This is a genomic window from Fimbriimonadaceae bacterium (genome assembly GCA_019454125.1).
GTDB lineage: Bacteria > Armatimonadota > Fimbriimonadia > Fimbriimonadales > Fimbriimonadaceae > JALHNM01.
The window spans coordinates 1,348,520-1,364,425 of record CP075365.1; the positions used below are offsets into that span (position 1 = coordinate 1,348,520).

Sequence of the window (15,906 nt, forward strand, 5' to 3'; positions counted from 1 at the left end):
TGCAGACGCGACACAAGACGGACCGGGCCGGAGCGAGACCGTGAGCGAAGGCTCGCCGAACTTCGTCGGCATGGTCGATTTCGCTCTGTTGCACCCCACCCTGACGGACACCGAACTCCAGCAAGGTTGCGAGCGGGCGGCGCTGTTAAAGGTGGCCACTGTCTGTATAAAGCCGTATGCTGTCAAGCAGGCGGTGCAATGCCTAACGGGCACTGGCGTAGGGGTGGGGACCGTCATTGGTTTTCCCCACGGCTCGCACGCCACCGACATTAAAGCTGCCGAAGCGCGGCTGGCTTGCCAAGACGGCGCGACCGAACTCGATATGGTCATTAATGTCGGCAAAGCTTTGTCAAGGGATTGGGCTTACGTCGAGCAAGACATCGCGGCAGTGCAACGCGTTGCCAAAGAACACGGGGCGGTGCTCAAGGTCATCTTCGAAAACGACTATATTTCGGACGCCGCGGTCAAGATAACGCTTTGCAAAGTCTGCACCCAGCTGGGCGTCGACTATGTCAAGACTTCCACCGGTTTTGGATTCGTGAGACAGGCTGACGGCGGGGTTAGGGCGTTAGGGGCGACATTGTCGGACTTAGAGCTCATGCGCAAACATTGCGGCCCTGCTGTGAGGGTGAAGGCGGCTGGTGGTGTCCGCGACTTTGCCACCGCGCAAAGGATGTACGAGTTAGGCGTAACGCGGTTTGGCACGAGTTCGCCGGAAGCGCTGCAGCCCGATGCAAGGGACAAGAACACCGGCTACTGAGGAGTCGCGGTAAACAAAGTCGATGCTGCCCACAACAATCATCGCTAAGAAGCGCGACAACGGTGAACTTTCACCGCAAGAAATCACAGACTTCATTAACGGCTATGTCTCAGGTGACATCGCCGACTATCAAATGGCGGCGCTAGCGATGGCGATCTATCTACGCGGGATGAACGCCACCGAAACAGCCGCGCTGACCGATGCCATGCTGAACAGCGGCGTGCAGTTGACGTGGGAGTCGCCCTTCCCGGCCAAAGTCGATAAACATTCGACGGGCGGCTTGGGCGACAAAACGTCGCTGATTCTGGCCCCGCTTCTCGCATGCTGCGGCCTGCAAGTGCCCATGCTCTCGGGTCGGGGCCTGGGCGCGACCGGCGGCACGCTCGACAAACTGGAAGCCATTCCGGGCTACCGGACCGACCTCTCGCTGGAAGAGATCCGCCACCTGACCGAAAATGTGGGCTGCGTCATCACGGGGACCACACCGAATCTGGTTCCTGCTGACCGCAAGCTGTACGCGCTGCGCGACGTCACCGCGACGGTGCCGAGCATTCCGCTCATCACGGCCAGCATCATGAGCAAGAAACTCGCCGAGGGCCTCACGGCTTTGGTGCTCGACGTGAAGTTTGGAAGCGGCGCATTCATGAAGACCCTGGACGACGCCCGTGCCCTCGCTCGTTCGCTGGTGGCCACCGGCAAGCGCATGGGCGTGACCACAGTGGCGTTGCTGACCGATATGAACCAGCCATTGGGCCGCATGGTGGGCAACGCGGTGGAAGTGGACGAATCGATCGCCGCCATGCAAGGCGAAGGATCCGGCGATTTGATAGATGTGACGACGGCCCTGGGAGCAGAGCTCTTGGTGGCCACCGGCAAGGCGGCTTCGCAGGGCGACGCGAGAGCCCAACTTCAGGGGCACATCGCTTCGGGCGCGGCACTGGCCAAGTTCGAGGAGATGGTCACCGCCCAAGGCGGCAATCTGGCACTACCGAGACCGGTGGCTTCGGCCCACGAGGTTGGCAGCCCGTCCCAGGGCGTGGTCTCGGCCATCGACACGGAGCAACTGGGTCTGGCCGTCATCGAGCTGCGCGGTGGGAGACGCAAGATGGGGGACCAACTCGATCTTTCCACTGGGATAGAGATGTTGGTCCGGGTGGGCGACCGGGTTGAGGACGGGCAGCCCTTGGCCCGCGTCTTTGCCCCCTCCGCTTTGGCAGAAGAAGCTTGCCGGCGCATGCAGGCAGCGGTGCGGATCGGAGACCAGGCGGCGCCCCCGCTGCCCTTGATCGTCGATCGGATCAGCAGCTAAATCAAAATCCCCGCGATGCAGGCCGTCATGAAGCAGGCCAGGGTACCGCCGATCATGGCGCGCAGGCCCAAGCGGGCCAAATCGCTCCGACGTTCTGGCGCGAGCGCCCCAATGCCGCCGATCTGGATGCCGATCGAGCTGAAATTACAGAAACCGCAGAGGGCGTAAGTGGCCAAAATCTGGCTGCGCTCGGACAAGGCGTTGGGCTGCTTCATGAGCTCGCCCAAGTCGATATAGGCCACGAACTCGTTCAGCGCGGTGCGGGTCCCCAGCAGTTGCCCCACTGCGAAGGCATCTTTGAAGTCCACGCCGATCAAGAGCGCGAACGGGGCAAAAAGATAACCCAGAAGCGCCTTGATCGTCCAGCCCGGTTGGCCGAACAATTGCCCCACCGCGCCGACGATCCAATCGCCGCAGGCGATGAGGGCGATGAACGCGATCAGCATGGCCCCCACGTTGACGGCCAATCGCATGCCGTCCGTCGCGCCGATTGCGACGGCTTCGATGGGGTTGGTCGAGATCCGTTCGACCTCCATTTCGACTTTGCCCAGCGTCTTGGGTTGATCGACCTCGGGCTGCATGATTTTTGCGATGAGTAGCGCGGCCGGGGCCGAGATAACCGACGCCGTGAGCAAGTGCCCGGCACTGACGCCGAACTTGACGTAAGCCGCCATGACACCTCCGGCGACCGTGGCGAACCCGCCCACCATGACCGCCATCAGCTCGCTTGAGGTCATGACATTGAGGTATGGCTTGACCACCAGCGGCGCCTCGGTCTGCCCCACGAAGATGTTGGCCGAGGCCGACAGGGTTTCGGCCCCGGAGGTGCCCAACGTCCGTTGCATGAGGACCGCAAAGCCCTTCACGATGACCTGCATGACCCCAAGGTGATAAAGAAGCGACATGAGCGCCGAGAAGAACACGATCGTGGGAAGCACTCCGAAGGCAAAGGTGCGCATTAAGGTAATGCGCGCTGGCAAGTCCGGGTCGCCGTCACGTGGGTTGATGCCGAACATGAACATCGAGCCTTCATCGACGAACCCCAGCAGGGTGTTCACCGCCTCCCCCATTCGGGCGAACGCCCATTGGCCCGGCTCCGTCTTCAGCGTCACGATCGCGAACACCAATTGGAGGATCAATCCGCCAATCACGATCCTCCAGCTCACTTTCGTCCGATGGGTGCTGAGCAGCCACGCGATGAGAAGCATCGTGAGCAGGCCGCCAAAACTTATCAAGCGCTCCATGCGATGAGTTTCCTTAGGCTGAGCCCACGCGCCGTCGGCGAGCGGGCGAGCGTGCCTTGGGAGCTTGACACACCCGTCCCTTTGTCGGCACGGCGGCGTCGCTTCTCGCAAGGGACGGCAAAAACATTCGGCCGAGCGCCGGGCCTGCACTCACGCTGGGTCTGACCAGGCAACCTGGGAACGCAACTGCCCGGGGCCGCGTTACGGTTGGCGACAATGCGATTCGAGGTGGTGCCATGATCTTGACGATGGGCGGAAGAGCCCCTGCCGGGACTTCGCGCGGTCTGCTGGATATGTTTAAGAATCCTGTACGAGACTTTGAGTCGGCAGTGAGCTCTGAACTGAAAGTGCTCTACCGCGTGGCCCGCCGACTTGGCGCATCCGCCGAAGAAGCGGAGGACTTGGTCCAGGTCACCCTCGTCAAGGCTTACCAGAATTGGCAACGCTTCGACGGCCGCTATATCCGCAGCTGGCTCATCCGCATTTTGCGGAACGAGCGCCTCGCCACCCTGCGAGCCGTGAACCTGGAGGTCGAATGGGACGACGCCAGCGAGAACCGCGCCGTCGAACAGCCGTTCTGGTCCGGGATCGAAACGAAGCTCGAGGCCGAGCGAATCGTTGCCGAACTTGAGACCTTGCCCGAAATCTATCGGCTCGCCGTGCAGTTGTGCGACGTCGAGCAAATGAGCTACGAAGAGGCAGCCATCGCCATGGACGTACCCATCGGCACCGTCCGAAGCCGGCTCTTTCGAGCCCGCACCGAACTCAGAAAACGGCTGGGAGGAACGCTTGAGCCCTGACTGGCAGGCATATGAAGACGAGACTTTGACGGCGGCCGAACGAACGGCGGCCGATTCGCTCCTTCGGACCGACCCGGCGGCGCGGGCCGAACTTGCAGCCCTGCGCCGTCTGCGGCAAGCGACCCGCGAGGCGGTTCTCGCCGAAGAAGTCCCGGAAAAGGAGCTGAAGGCCCGTCTCGCCCAAGTCACCCGCTCTGCCCCGGAGCAGCTCAATCGAATGCGCGTTGTGTTCGCTTTTGCAGCCGCGTTCTTACTAATAGCCGTCTTTGCGACCTCGCGTCTTCGACCCTTGGAGCAGGGGGCGGTGATGGAACTCCGCACGGAAAGCGTGCAACTCGCGCGTGACTTTGCGGGGCGTAGCGCCCAGATCAACGCCCCCGTCCCTGCCCTTGCCGGGCTCGGCCAGTTCCAGCGTGTCCACTGCGGCAAGGACTGGGCCTGCTTTGATTATCTGGTCGATGGGCGCACGGTCCATGTGCACGTCCAACGCGACTCGGGTGGCAGTTTGCCGGGCGAAATGGTCGCTATTGACGGCTTTAACATGTACATATCGACTTCGATTACCTGGCGGTGCCACGGCATGGTGTACGAAGCCTCGGGCACGTCTTTGCCCACGCTGCGCCGGGTCGCCCTTCAGGCGGCGGCTGAAGTCGCAAGCCAGAGCTAAAGGGGCAGGTACCCTGCCCTTCGGTGATTGAAAGGTACTGCACGGACGCCATGACAGCGATCTGGAGCCGCAAAGCGAAGTACGAGCGCTGGCTTGAAGTCGAAGTGGCCGTATGCGAGGCCTGGGCTGAGGCTGGGGTCGTGCCAAAGGAGGACTTGGCCCAGATTCGAGAGCGGGCGGCGTTCAGCCTTGAGCGCTCGGACGAGATTGAGAAGGAGACGCGGCACGACCTGATGGCTTTCGTCCGCAACGTGAGCGAAGAGGTATCCAAAGGAGGGTCGGCGGCAAGCCGCTGGATCCACTACGGCCTGACCAGTTACGACGTCATCGATACCTCACTCGGCATGATGCTGCGGGATTCGTGCGACGTGTTGCTGAAGTCTTCCGAGCGCCTCGGCGAGGAGATGGCGCGCCTCTTTGAGCGATATGGCCAAGAGCCGTGTATCGGTCGCACCCACGGCATCCACGCGGAGCCGATCACTTTTGGCCATAAAGTCCAAGGATGGTATCTGGAACTTGAACGGAGTAAGGCGCGGCTTCGTGCAGCTCGTGACGAAGTCGCGGTCGGCAAGATCAGCGGGGCGGTGGGCATCCACGCTCATGCGGGCTTCGACCTTGAGCGCAAGGTTTGCGAGGCGTTGGAGCTAAGTCCAGACCCGAACAGCACGCAAATCGTCGCGCGGGACCGAATGGCAAACTTGCTCTGCGTCCTTGCCGTCTTCGCCGGGAGCCTTGAGAGAGTCGCGACAGAGCTTAGGAACCTGCAAAGGACAGAGATCCTTGAAGTGCAAGAGGCCTTCGCGAGCGGCCAGACTGGGAGTAGCGCGATGCCTCATAAGCGCAACCCTTGGAACAGCGAGACCGTTTGCGGGTTGGCAAGGGTTGTCCGTGCTAACGCCCATGCAATGCTCGAAAGCATCATGACTTGGCACGAACGGGACCTTAGCAGCTCTTCCGTGGAAAGGATAATCCTTCCCGACACCTTTCATCTCGTCGATTTCATGCTCGCAAGGCTCACCACAATCCTTAGTGGTTTACACGTCGATTCCGAGCGGATGATAGAGAACATTCGTCTTATGGGCGACCTCGTCTTTAGCGAGCATTTGATGATGGCTCTCATTGAGAAAGGGATGAGCCGCGAGGCGGCTTACAAAGTTGCGCAGCGTCACGCCAGCGCCGCCTGGTCCGGCAACGATTTCCGTGCGTCAGTCGCTGCCGACCCGGAAGTCGCGGCCCTGCTCGCGCCGGAGGAGCTGGAATCTGCGATGAACCTAGGCCATCATCTGCGTAACGCGCCCAAGGAACTCGGGGCTGGCCGCGTCCCTTGCGAGGCAAGCTAAGCATGGTTCTTGCCGCATTCTTGCTAGGCGCAACCTTGGCATCGGCACAGGATTGGCCCCAGTCCAAAGCCGAAAGGACTGAGTTTCGAGAAACGTCTAGTTACGAAGACGTCCTCGGCTTCTTAGACGGATTGCAAACCCAGTCTCCGGATCTAAGCGTCCAGTTCATCGGGGAAAGCGCGAGGGGCCAAAAACTGCCATTGGTCATCGCTTCGCGCCCCCTCATTACGAATCCCCTTGAAGCAAAACGGCTTGGAAAGCCTGTCCTTTACGTGCAGGCGACCATCCACGGGGGAGAGGTGGAAGGTAAAGAAGCCGTCCTCCATCTCTTGCGGAGATACCTTCAAGAAAAGACTGGAATCCTTGACAAGGCCGTACTCCTCGTTACCCCGGTTTATAACATCGATGGAAACGACTCTTTCGGCCCACAAGAGACGAACCGACCCGGACAGAATGGACCTGCCATTGTCGGTCAAAGAGCGAACGGAGACGGCCTCGACCTGAACCGAGACCACATCAAAGCCTTGAGCCCGGAAATGCGGTCCCTCCTTCGCGAGGTCTACACGAAATGGGAGCCGGACCTCATGATGGACCTCCATACGACGGACGGGACGCGGCACGGCTACCCCATCACCTACCTCACTCCGCTCAACCCTCTCACCAACTCGGAAATCGATAGGTTTGCTCGCGAAAAGTTAATGCAAACCGTGAAGAAGGGGCTCAACGACGACTTTAACTTGCCGATCTTCGACTACGGAAATTTGGAGACGATCGAAGGAAAGAAGGGCTGGTACGTCACCGGGGTCGAAGGGCGCTACAGCACGTCGTACCTGGGTTTAAGAAACCGCATCGGCGTCCTTTGCGAGTCGCTCGTCTACGTGCCGTTTAAGCAACGGGTTTTGGATACAGAGAGGTTTGTGGATGCAACCTTAAACACACTCTTAGCGCAAGCTGACGTTCTCCACGCGATATACGCCCGGGCCGACCGCGAGGCGGCGGATTCAGTCGGCAAGGAGTTCGCCGTCCGGTCAGAGTTCGGGAGCCGCGGCCAGGAGGCGGTCATGATCGAGAAGCCAGGCGCCCAGCCGCAAGGCGTGCCGACCGATTTGGAACCGCTGGACCTCACAATCTACGACCGCTACGTACCGACCAAGCTGGCAAAAATGCCGAGCGCGTACTTGGTTCCACCCCGGGAGACACGGCTGCTGGAGCTGCTCCATAGCCACGGCGTCCGTCTCGAAGTGGCCCTTGAAAGCTGGGAGGGCCGAGGCGAAACCTTCTCAATCGACGAGGTGAAGGTCGCCAGACAAGCCTTCCAGGGCGTCCGGATGACGACCCTAGAGGGCCGGTTCCAGCCTGACCGGACAACGGTCCAGGCGGGGGACGTCCTCGTCCGCACAAACCAGCCTCTCGCACTCCTGGCTTTCCATATCCTAGAACCTGAGAGCACCGACGGCGCCGTCGCCTGGGGGTTCCTCTCCACCGCTCCGGAAAAGGGCGCGCGCTATGCGATCGGCAAGCTCAGCGAAGCTCCGCTGGTGCCAAGCAGGGCGTGGGCCGCAGGAAAGCAATAAGCAAAAACCGTGTGCGCCCGATACGTCTTTTTTAACGGCAGGATGTTCGTGGATCGGTATGGCGTGCCTGTCGTGCCAGACCTCACCCCTCGATACAACATTGCGCCGACCCAGGAAGTCCCGGCCGTGGTCCAAGGTCGGGCGGGAAGGGAGTACCGACCCTTGCGGTGGGGCCTCGTGCCGAGCTGGGCTCGCGACCCAGCCGTGGGGCAACGCATGATCAACGCCCGTTGCGAGACCCTGCTTGAGCGTCAAGCCTTTAAGGACGCGTTCTTGCGTCGGCGCTGTCTTCTGCCCGTCGACGGGTTCTACGAGTGGGCCGGGGAAGGGAAATCGAAGCGCGCATATTACATTTCGTGGCCCGGCGGCCCGCGTGCCTTCGCCGGTCTCTTTGAATCCTGGCAGGGGCCCGAGGGCCTGCTCGAGACCTGCACCGTCATCACGACCGAGCCGAACGAGGTTGTCGCCCGGGTCCATGACCGCATGCCGGCCGTCCTGCATCCCGAGGACTACGAAGACTGGCTGGAGGCAGGACCAGAAGAGGCGCCCCGGTTGATGGCGCTCCTGCGACCGCTTGCGGTCGAGGAGACGGTTCTGACCGAGGTCGGCCGCGCGGTCGGCAATCCCCGCAACGAGGGGCCGTCGCTTATCGAGCCCGTCGTGAACCGCTCGCTCTTCGATTGAGGACGGCTCAACGGCCGCTCACCAGTCCACGGCCCGCCCGGCGAACCCTATCTTGGGGGAGGTGATCGCGCGGTGCCACCTTTCGGAGATCTTCGCTTGCCCGGCGGCGTTCGGGTGGATGTAGTCCGCAAGGTCGGTCGCAGGGTCCAGTGCGCTGAACATATCCACGTAAAAGACCTGCCGGCCGAGGGCCCGCTGCTCCGCACAAAGGAGGCGGATGAGCGAATCGAGCTGGGCGGCCCACACGTTCCGAGATTGGCCGTTCGGATAGTCGGTCTTGGTCACGGAACCCCAGTAGACCGTGGCCCCGCAAGACCCGGCCTCTTCGATGAGCCTCCGATACCGAGACTCCATCTCTGGTAGGGGGGTGAAGTAGTCGTTCGTTCCGGCCATTAGGAGGATGAGTCTGGGGCGGAACAAGGCGACCCATTTCGCGACGTTTCCCTTGCCGTCCCTGCCGTCGCAGAGGTCAAGCAGGGTCCATCCTCCGAAACCTGCGTGTTCCGGATCAATCATTCCTGCCGAATTCTCGACACTCGGGCCGACAAAGTCAAAGGAGTAACCGGAGGTCGTAAGCCGGTCTTGGAGGAAGCCACGGTAGCCTCCGGGGACGGGATAGCCCGAGGTGATGGAATCGCCCAACGGCATCGTCGGGCCAAGGTCCACGGCACTGGCACACAGCATTAAAAAAGGAAGCCACATGACCGGAAAGAACAATTGTAAGCCAGCCTTTGTTTCAGGTTTAGCAAAAATCATCTCTAGTAAACGGAAAAAAGGTAACCAAAAGTGGCGGGCGTGGCGCTACTCTTGCGGTTTGCCACTGGCCACCGGGCTGGGAGGTGGCTCGCTGAGAGGTCGGGCAGGACGCCGGATCGAGCCAGCGCTAAGCGGCGCCAAGAGTGAGTAACCTCTGCATCAATGAACATCGAGTTGTTCCGCGAGCTGACCGAGGCGCACGGCTCGCCGGGCCGGGAAGAAGCGATTCGCGACATCGTGATCCGCGAGCTCAAGCCGTTCTGCGAGCTGAGCTCAGATTCCATGGGCAACGTGATCGCCCTGAAGCGCGGTTCGAAGAGGGAAGGGGCGAAGAAGCTGATGATCGCTGGCCACATGGACGAGATCGGGTTCCGGGTGAAGCACATCAGCGACAAAGGGTTCCTGCGTATCGTGCCGACCGGCGGCTGGGATCCGCGCCAGATGGCGAGCCAGCGCGTGAAGGTCCACACCCGCGAAGGCTTGATCTCAGGATTGCTCATGATGAGCACAAAGCCAAAGCACATGCTTCAACCGGGCGAAGGAGCAAAGGAGCCTAGCATCGACGATTTCTTCATCGATATCGGCATGTCGGGCGACGCGGCGAAAGAGAGGGTGGAACTGGGCGACGCCGTGACGATGGACCGGACGTTCATCGAAATGGGCGAGCTATGCACCTGCAAGGCGATGGACGACCGCGTCGCCGTCTTCGTGATGATCGAGGCCATGAAGGCGGCGAAGGCGCACGAGGTGGACGTGTACGGCGTCGCGACCGTCCAGGAAGAAGTCGGGCTGCGAGGCGCGGTGGCCAGCGGCTGGGCGATCCACCCCGATGTCTGCGTGGCGCTCGACGTCACCTTGGCCAATGACATCCCGGGCTTGACGGACGAGTTCAGCGTCACCAAGCTGGGCGAAGGCACGGCGATTAAGATCCTGGACAGTTCGCTCATTTGCCACCCCAAGGTCGTCCGCCACTTCCGCGACCTTGCCGAGAAGAACGAGATCAAGTACCAGCTTGAGGTCCTGCCTTTCGGTGGCACCGACGCGGGCGGGGTCCAGCGCCTTCATGGCGGCATCCCCTCGTTCACTCTCAGCGTCCCGTGCCGATATGTCCACACCGTGAACGAGACGGTGCATAAGGGCGACGTCCAAGCGTCCATCGACCTCCTGGCGCGCTATATCGAGGACTGCCAAAACGGGGACTACGGCTACGGGGTGTAGCCCACGGGCTTCGTAGGGTAACTGCTTCCATCGCCAAGGGGCAGAGCCATGGGCTCATGCGCCGTCGCGAAGGAAGGCGAGAGCCGGGCAGGCGCGGGGCCGCTGTTTCTCCGTGCAACGGCCTTGAGGCTTCAAGGCTCCTCCGAAAACCCGGTAACATCTTACTGCTATGGTTCGAAGCACGACCATCACGGCCGCCTTGGCCGCGGTGCTTGGCCTGGCCATTTTTGGGTGTGCGCCGCAGGACTCGGAAATCTCCGAGTCCCCGGTCGCCCAGAAAGAGGCCGCCCAGCCGACCGCAACTGTCGCCGCTTCGGAAGCTGAGGCCAAGAGCTACAAAGCCGTCCTCAGCGTTCCGGGCATGACGTGAGCCTCCTGCCCCGCCACGGTGCGGTCCATCTTGGTCAAGATGGATGGAGTCAAAGACGTCAAGACCGACCAGCCGTCCCTCACGGCGACCGTCGTCTACGACGGAAAGGTCACGACCGCGGAGAAGATCGCCAAGGCGCTCGGTGACGAGCAGGCGCGTTACGCGGCCACGGTCAAGTCCAAGTCGGTCCAGCCCGGCTAAACCTCAGGGGCCTTCCGTCTTCGACCGGAGGGCCCCGATTCACCCCTAAGGGTTCCAGCGCTCGTCGCGGAACTGCTGGACCTCGATCCGGTAGCCGTCCGGGTCGTCGGCATAGAAGTGGTAGATCTGGTACTTCTTGTTCAGCCTCGGCGGCCCGTCGGTCTCCACGCCGTGGGCACTCAGGTGCCGGTGCCACTCGTCGACCTCGTCGGTGACGATGGTCAAGACGATCGCAGAGGCCGGTTCGGCCATCGCCTTACCGTCGGCACAGAAGCCGAGGAACGCCGATGTGCCCGCCCAGCGGTAAATCCGGCACCCGCCCTGCCCCAGCACGAGTTCCAGCCCGAACAAGTCCCTGTAAAACCGCCCGTTAGCCTCCAGGTCGCGCGTCCGCAGGAACGTTACGGCTTGATCGATCCTTGGCACGAACCATTATCTCCCCAAGGCATCTGCGCAGGGACCGTGCCACTTTCGGACAGCTTGCGCCTACGACTCCGATGTCCGGGGGAGGGGGGTGTCTTCGAGCGGAATGTCGGCAAGCCGATCGGCGAGGCCGTCGGCCCCGATCTTGCGCAGCGCCGCCGCCCCGGATTGCCAGTCGACGTTCTCAGTCGGCAGGTCCACGGGCAGATCGCACCGCATGCGCGCCACTTCGCGGAACATCAGGGCGAGCCGCGCGTTGGGCGTGTCTCCCCAGGCCTGGCAGACTCCATCCAGCGAGCCGTGCGTCTTCAGAAGGCCAGAAGCCGCCACTGGGCCGATGCCCTTGACGCCGGGGATACGGTCGGAAGAATCTCCGCTCAGGGCCTTGAAATCGGGCACAAGTTCCGGCGCCACCCCGAAGTAGTCCACCACCTGCTGCGGCCCGATCCGCGCCAGCTCGCGGGTCTTGCGCTGGGGCGAGAGCACCGTGACCCGTTCGTTCACAAGCTGGTAGGTGTCGCGGTCCGTCGTCAGGACCAGGGCCGTGCCCCCGCGGGCTTCCTCGGCCCGAGCCGCGCTCGCCATGTAGTCGTCCGCCTCGTGGCCTGGCCCCTGGCCGGTCGCTATCCTGAAGGCTTGGCACAGCTCGGGCAAGGCCGCCAGCTGTTCGACGATCTCGGGGTCGAACTCGCGGCCCCCTTGGTAGGCGGGCCAGAGCTCGTTCCGATAGGTGCCCACCCCCAGCGTGTCCCACGCCACGAAGATCCCGCGCGGCTGCTCTTCCTGCCAAACCCGGGCCAGCATGCTGAAGAACCCGACGATGGCATTGATCGGTCGCCCGCCCTCGCCCCGTGTCTCCTTGGGATACGAATGGTAAGCGCGGTGCGCCAGGTTGTCCCCGTCCACGATCAGCAGCGGCCGTTCCGTCACGTCCGCACTATGCCCGGTCTCCGCCGGACGCGGCTAGTGCCTGCGAGCGGGCGAATGCTGAAGGGGGGGCCGCTTTCGGGTTGAGAAGTGGCCCGGGCGGAGGGACTCGAACCCCCGACACCCAGTTCCGAAGACTGGTGCTCTATCCACTGAGCTACGCCCGGAGAAGCGCGATGGTACCTGCGATCAAGCCCCGGTTTTAGGCTCGACCTGGCTCGCCTGCTTCTGGATCTCCTTACTCAACTTGGCGGCGCGGGCCGAGTCCAGAGTGGAGAGCAACTCCGACGCCTTTTCCGGGTCCATTTGCAGGATGACCCCGGCGAGTTCCGGATCCTTATACGCCTTTGCCAACTCGGCAAGCTTCTGCCCGTCCAGGTTGTTCCAAAGCTGGGCGATGCGCTTGGCCCCTTGCTTCGGGTCGTCAGTTTGGTCCTGCGTCGGCGGCCTCTTGGGGGCAGGTTCGGGCGGCTTCTCGGCTACCGGCTCCTGCTCCAACGGCGTATCCTTCGTCTCCGCATACTGCCCGGCCGCTTCGCCGTAAAGCCCGGCGGGCCCGCCCTTCTTGGGCGTGACCCCTGGGATTTTCAGAATCCCCGCGAGTGCGAGCCCGACCACCGCCGCGGCAAGAACGACCACCGCGATCCCGGCGATGATGAAGACTTTGCCCTTTCCCTTGCCCTTTTCCTTCGCCATGGTTATCGTCCCCGCAAGGCGTTAACCCGACTCAAAACACGCTTCACGTATGCCTGGGTCTCGCCGAAGGGCGGTACGCCATTGTGACGCTTGACGTTGCCGGGCCCCGCGTTATAGGCAGCCAGGGCGAGTTCCTCGTCCCCACCGAATTGACGGAGCATTTGTGCAAGATAGGACGCTCCACCTTTAAGGTTTTGCCACGGGTCGAAGACGTCTTTGACTCCCATCAGTCGAGCTGTGCCCGGCATCAGCTGGGCTAAGCCGGACGCCCCTGTATGAGAGACCGACTTCGGGTCGTATGCGCTCTCCATCGCGACCAGCGAATCGAACAGCATCGGATCGACCCCGGCTTCGCCGGCCGCCCGCTGGATCAATTCGGCGAGGTGGGGAGGCGCCCCGATGCCCCGCAACCGCACGGCCGAGCTCATCGGGTCGAGCGGCGCGAACGAATCGCCGATCTGACCGGCCATGGGAGCGGGGAAGGGAGAGGGCGCCGTCATTTCCGGTTCCGACGGACGGCCGCGGAACTCGTCGAGTTTGTCCTTAAGCTCCTCAAACCGCCGTTTGGTCGCTTCATAACCCTTCGGCTGGATCGTCATAGTTTCCTCTGCTGGACGGCCCATTCGTCCAGTTCTTTCTGTTCAAACCTATCAAATTCTATCTGCCAAGCTTCTTGGGCCCGTTCGCGGAGCTTTCTTATGGCTTCAGCTTCTTTCTCCGATTCCCGCCATGCCGCCAGCGCGAGGGCCTCGTCTTCGAGCGCTGCCTGGACCACGCTCTCGGCGACCGCCCTTTCATCCTCCAAACGGTTCAAGAACGCCTCGTTTGAGAGTTTCTCGGGGAGGGTGCTGGGCACCTGACGCAAGGCATGCGCCAGCCGTTCCTTGGCCTCCTCGAGCGAGTGCTCCCGGCTGATCCTATCTGCCGCCGCCCCGAGGTAGGCGGCCTTGGCCTCGGAGGCGATAGCGTTTCTCCATTCAAGTAGCTTTTCGAGCCTAAACTTGAACTTACGCACCAACAACCTCCGCAAGTTGTCGCTGGGTTTCCGCGAACGGTGTCCCGTCCTCTCGCCCCTGGCGCAAGAAAGCGTTCAGCGCGTCCCATCGCTCGATCGCAAAGTCTGCGTCCGGCCTCGTGCCCGGCTTATAGGCCCCGACCGACACAAGGTCCTCGACATCGCTATAGGCGGCGATGAGCTCGCGCAGCCGCGCCGCCTGCCGCACCTGTTGCTGGTCGACGACCATAGGCATCACGCGGCTCAGGCTCTGCCCGACATCGATCGGCGGATAGTGGCCGCGGCTCGTCAGGCGGCGGTTCAAAACGATGTGCCCGTCCAAGATCGAGCGTGTCGCGTCAGCTATCGGTTCGTTTGTATCGTCGCCGTCGACCAAGACCGTGTAGATCGCCGTGATCGCGCCCCGCTCGCCGCACCCCGTGCGCTCCATCAGCTTCGGCAGAAGCGCGAACACGCTGGGCGTGTAGCCCTTTGCCGAGGGGGGCTCGCCGACCGCCAAGCCGACCTCGCGCTGGGCCATCGCGAAGCGCGTGACGGAGTCCATCATCAGGAGGACTTCGAGGCCTTGGTCTCGAAACGCCTCCGCTATTGCGGTAGCCGTCAAACTCGCTTTGATGCGCACAAGCGCAGGTTCGTCGCTGGTCGCGCAGACCACCACGGTCCGGCGCATGCCCTCTTTGCCGAGGTCTCGCTCAATGAACTCTCGGACCTCACGACCGCGCTCGCCGATGAGCGCGACGACGTTCACGTCTGCCTGCCCTTCACGCGCGATCATGCCGAGGAGGGTCGATTTGCCGACGCCCGACCCCGCGAAGATCCCCATGCGCTGGCCGACGCCGATCGTGAGGCAGCCGTCGATCGCGCGCACGCCGGTGGCAAAAGGCTGCGAAATCATCTGCCGGCTCAGTGCGTTCGGGGGAGGAGCCAAAATTGGGTACGTGTCGGCCGTGTTCAGCGGACCTTTTCCGTCGATCGGCTTGCCAAGGCCGTTGACGACGCGCCCCAACAGCGTATGGCCGACCGGCACACGGAGGCAGGTGCCCGTGCCGCGGACCAGGTTTCCGGCCTGGACGCCCGCCATATCGCCGAGCGGCATGAGCAACACGTTCGAGCCTCGAAAGCCGACAACCTCGCAGGGAAGCGGTTCGGCTCCGTCTTCCGGCTCGACGATGCAAACCTCGCCAATTCTTGCGCCCGGCCCGTCCGACTCGAGCACAAGCCCGACCACCTTTTCCACTCGACCAAGCGCCTCGAACCTACTTGTCGCGAGAATCGCCTCGCCGAGCCGCGATAACGCGCCCATTAAGCCGCCTCCTGCTCCAACCGAGCCAAATAGGTGTCTATTCGGGCGTCGACCACCCCGCCCTTCGAGACAACTTCGCAGCCGCTCCTGATGGAAGAATCTCCAACGACCTCGACCTTTCTTACGGAAGACACGGCCTTGAGAATGTCATCCCGATGGGCATGCAGAAGCCCGACATCTAACGGATTGACGCGAACGACAACCTCTTCGCCGTGACGAACTTCTGCGATTGCTTCTTGCGTAATCTTGAGGATCGCGTCTCGCGAAAGGCTTAGTTCCTGGCAAATCGCGCGGTTTGCGATTTGAATCGCGAGCGTCGCGAGCCGCTCTTCGGCCCGCAAATAGTACTCTTCGAGAGATCGCTCGATTTGCCGCACCAACTCTTCAAGCCCGGTCTTGAAATCGTCAAGAAGCTGCCGGTGCGTCTGCTCGAACTCTTCCTTACCCTGCCCTGCCCCAACCTCTAACCCTTCTTGATAGCCAAGCTCCTTACCAATTTGAAAACCCTCCTTTTCTGCCTGCTCCCTCATGATTGCCAAGCCCGACATCAGCCGGCTCGAACCCGACTTGCGCGACGCCTCGACCTCGGCCGTTGACACAGTCTCAAGGCTCTGGGACA

Annotated in this window: 19 protein-coding genes and 1 tRNA gene; 10 read left to right on the forward strand and 10 right to left on the reverse strand. The window is 62.2% G+C overall.

What is annotated here, in order from left to right; translation table 11 throughout:
• Positions 1 to 40 precede the first annotated feature (40 nt).
• Both deoC and KF733_06645 read left to right on the forward strand, forming a co-directional pair.
• Positions 41 to 760, forward strand: a complete 720-nt coding sequence (gene deoC, locus KF733_06640; GenBank protein QYK54686.1) for a deoxyribose-phosphate aldolase — start codon at positions 41 to 43, stop codon at positions 758 to 760.
• Positions 761 to 782: 22 nt separating this feature from the next.
• Positions 783 to 2,069 (forward strand): thymidine phosphorylase, encoded by a 1,287-nt coding sequence (locus KF733_06645; protein ID QYK54687.1) that lies wholly within the window; start codon positions 783 to 785, stop codon positions 2,067 to 2,069.
• Here KF733_06645 and KF733_06650 read toward each other — a convergent pair.
• Positions 2,066 to 3,313 (reverse strand): NupC/NupG family nucleoside CNT transporter, encoded by a 1,248-nt coding sequence (locus KF733_06650; protein QYK54688.1) that lies wholly within the window; start codon positions 3,311 to 3,313, stop codon positions 2,066 to 2,068. The two genes, KF733_06645 and KF733_06650, sit on opposite strands and share 4 nt — an antisense overlap.
• Positions 3,314 to 3,642: 329 nt before the next feature.
• Here KF733_06650 and KF733_06655 point away from each other — a divergent pair, with 329 nt between their 5' ends.
• The 5 genes from KF733_06655 to KF733_06675 are packed head-to-tail and all read left to right on the forward strand — an operon-like array spanning position 3,643 to position 8,378.
• Positions 3,643 to 4,113: a sigma-70 family RNA polymerase sigma factor gene (locus KF733_06655; GenBank protein ID QYK54689.1), complete on the forward strand. Its 471-nt coding sequence runs from the start codon at positions 3,643 to 3,645 to the stop codon at positions 4,111 to 4,113.
• Positions 4,103 to 4,780 carry a hypothetical protein gene (locus tag KF733_06660; protein QYK54690.1) on the forward strand — a complete coding sequence of 226 codons (678 nt, stop codon included), beginning with the start codon at positions 4,103 to 4,105 and terminating at the stop codon, positions 4,778 to 4,780. The genes KF733_06655 and KF733_06660 overlap by 11 nt, the downstream gene beginning before the upstream one ends.
• Before the next feature lie 23 nt (positions 4,781 to 4,803).
• Positions 4,804 to 6,120 carry an adenylosuccinate lyase gene (locus KF733_06665; GenBank protein QYK54691.1) on the forward strand — a complete coding sequence of 439 codons (1,317 nt, stop codon included), beginning with the start codon at positions 4,804 to 4,806 and terminating at the stop codon, positions 6,118 to 6,120.
• A 2-nt stretch (positions 6,121 to 6,122) separates the two neighbouring features.
• Positions 6,123 to 7,694: a hypothetical protein gene (locus KF733_06670; GenBank protein ID QYK54692.1), complete on the forward strand. Its 1,572-nt coding sequence runs from the start codon at positions 6,123 to 6,125 to the stop codon at positions 7,692 to 7,694.
• A gap of 9 nt (positions 7,695 to 7,703) precedes the next feature.
• Positions 7,704 to 8,378, forward strand: coding sequence for an SOS response-associated peptidase (locus tag KF733_06675; protein ID QYK54693.1), 675 nt, complete (start codon positions 7,704 to 7,706; stop codon positions 8,376 to 8,378).
• 18 nt (positions 8,379 to 8,396) lie between these two features.
• Here the strand turns inward: KF733_06675 and KF733_06680 are convergent, their stop codons facing one another.
• Positions 8,397 to 9,062 carry a hypothetical protein gene (locus KF733_06680; protein QYK54694.1) on the reverse strand — a complete coding sequence of 222 codons (666 nt, stop codon included), beginning with the start codon at positions 9,060 to 9,062 and terminating at the stop codon, positions 8,397 to 8,399.
• 234 nt (positions 9,063 to 9,296) lie between these two features.
• Here KF733_06680 and KF733_06685 point away from each other — a divergent pair, with 234 nt between their 5' ends.
• The 3 genes from KF733_06685 (at position 9,297) to KF733_06695 (ending at position 10,923) form a co-directional block, all read left to right on the forward strand.
• Entirely contained in the window at positions 9,297 to 10,352 is a 1,056-nt protein-coding gene (locus tag KF733_06685; protein ID QYK54695.1) for a M42 family metallopeptidase, read from the forward strand.
• A 169-nt stretch (positions 10,353 to 10,521) separates the two neighbouring features.
• On the forward strand, positions 10,522 to 10,722 hold the full coding sequence (locus KF733_06690) for a hypothetical protein (protein ID QYK54696.1): 201 nt from the start codon (positions 10,522 to 10,524) through the stop codon (positions 10,720 to 10,722).
• Between the two features lie 39 nt (positions 10,723 to 10,761).
• Positions 10,762 to 10,923, forward strand: coding sequence for a hypothetical protein (locus KF733_06695; protein ID QYK54697.1), 162 nt, complete (start codon positions 10,762 to 10,764; stop codon positions 10,921 to 10,923).
• Between the two features lie 45 nt (positions 10,924 to 10,968).
• Here KF733_06695 and KF733_06700 read toward each other — a convergent pair whose 3' ends face one another.
• The 8 genes from KF733_06700 to KF733_06735 all read right to left on the reverse strand — a co-directional run bounded on the left by KF733_06700 (position 10,969) and on the right by KF733_06735 (position 15,886).
• Entirely contained in the window at positions 10,969 to 11,349 is a 381-nt protein-coding gene (locus KF733_06700) for a VOC family protein (protein QYK54698.1), read from the reverse strand.
• A gap of 60 nt (positions 11,350 to 11,409) precedes the next feature.
• Entirely contained in the window at positions 11,410 to 12,276 is an 867-nt protein-coding gene (locus tag KF733_06705; protein QYK54699.1) for a 5'-3' exonuclease, read from the reverse strand.
• Positions 12,277 to 12,364: 88 nt separating this feature from the next.
• Positions 12,365 to 12,440: transfer RNA gene (locus tag KF733_06710), tRNA-Arg, on the reverse strand.
• 22 nt (positions 12,441 to 12,462) lie between these two features.
• On the reverse strand, positions 12,463 to 12,969 hold the full coding sequence (locus KF733_06715; protein ID QYK54700.1) for a hypothetical protein: 507 nt from the start codon (positions 12,967 to 12,969) through the stop codon (positions 12,463 to 12,465).
• A gap of 2 nt (positions 12,970 to 12,971) precedes the next feature.
• Positions 12,972 to 13,568 carry a lytic transglycosylase domain-containing protein gene (locus KF733_06720; GenBank protein ID QYK54701.1) on the reverse strand — a complete coding sequence of 199 codons (597 nt, stop codon included), beginning with the start codon at positions 13,566 to 13,568 and terminating at the stop codon, positions 12,972 to 12,974.
• On the reverse strand, positions 13,565 to 13,984 hold the full coding sequence (locus tag KF733_06725; GenBank protein QYK54702.1) for a flagellar FliJ family protein: 420 nt from the start codon (positions 13,982 to 13,984) through the stop codon (positions 13,565 to 13,567). Before KF733_06725 ends, KF733_06720 begins: the two co-directional genes overlap by 4 nt.
• Entirely contained in the window at positions 13,977 to 15,287 is a 1,311-nt protein-coding gene (locus tag KF733_06730; protein QYK54703.1) for a FliI/YscN family ATPase, read from the reverse strand. Before KF733_06730 ends, KF733_06725 begins: the two co-directional genes overlap by 8 nt.
• Entirely contained in the window at positions 15,287 to 15,886 is a 600-nt protein-coding gene (locus tag KF733_06735; protein QYK54704.1) for a hypothetical protein, read from the reverse strand. Before KF733_06735 ends, KF733_06730 begins: the two co-directional genes overlap by 1 nt.
• Positions 15,887 to 15,906: the final 20 nt, after the last annotated feature.